1 protein-coding gene is annotated in these 1,039 nt (G+C 66.8%); it reads left to right on the top strand.

The genetic code is table 11. The features are described 5' to 3' along the window. Nucleotides 1-2: 2 nt before the first annotated feature. A partial coding sequence (locus AC1Q61_RS32755) for an acetyl-CoA C-acetyltransferase (protein ID WP_492654937.1) occupies nucleotides 3-1,039 on the top strand: 1,037 nt, incomplete at its 3' end.

Here is a 1,039-nt window from a genome sequence, read left to right as displayed (position 1 = left end):
CTGTGATTGTTGCGGGAGCTCGTACCCCGATGGGTCGACTCCTCGGATCGTTGAAAGACCTCTCCGGGTCCGACCTCGGCGGCATCGCCATCAAAGGCGCCCTCGACAAGTCCTCAGTCGCACCCGAACAGGTCGACTACGTCATCATGGGACAGGTCCTCACCGCCGGCGCCGGCCAGATGCCCGCCCGCCAAGCCGCCGTCGCCGCCGGCATCCCCATGAACGTCCCCGCCCTGAGCATCAACAAAGTGTGCCTCTCCGGCATCGACGCCATCGCCCTCGCCGACCAACTCATCCGCGCCGGCGAATTCGACATCGTCGTCGCCGGCGGGCAGGAATCGATGTCCCGCGCACCCCACATGCTCGAAAAAAGCCGCGAAGGCTTCAAATACGGCGACGTCACCCTCCGCGACCACATGGCCTACGACGGCCTCCACGACATCTTCACCGACCAGGCCATGGGCCTGCTCACCGAACAAGTCAACCAACAAGAAACCGCCCACATCACCCGCGCCGAGCAGGACGCCTTCGCCGCCGCCTCACACCAGAACGCGGCCCGCGCCTGGAAAGACGGCCTCTTCGACAACGAAGTCGTCCCCGTCTCCATCCCCCAACGCAAGGGCGAGCCCATCGTCTTCGCCCAGGACGAAGGCATCCGCGCCGACACCACCACCGAATCCCTCGGCAAACTGCGTCCCGCGTTCAGCAAGGACGGCACCATCACCGCCGGCTCCGCCTCCCCGATCTCCGACGGCGCCGCCGCCGTCGTGGTGATGAGCAAAACCAAGGCCGAAGAACTCGGCCTGACCTGGATCGCGGAAATCGGCGCCCACGGCGTCGTCGCCGGACCCGACTCCACCCTCCAGTCCCAGCCCGCCCGTGCCATCGCCAAAGCCTGCGCGAAGGAAGGCATCGACCCCACCGACCTCGACCTCGTCGAAATCAACGAAGCATTCGCCGCCGTCGGGATCGCCTCCACCCGCGAACTCGGCCTCGACCCCGCCAAGGTCAACGTCAACGGCGGCGCCATCGCCGTCGG

It is taken from the genome of Rhodococcus sp. MPR-R1B, from assembly GCF_058793255.1.
Note: the sequence above shows the minus strand (reverse complement) of the source record. Positions and strands in the feature narration are given on the sequence as shown.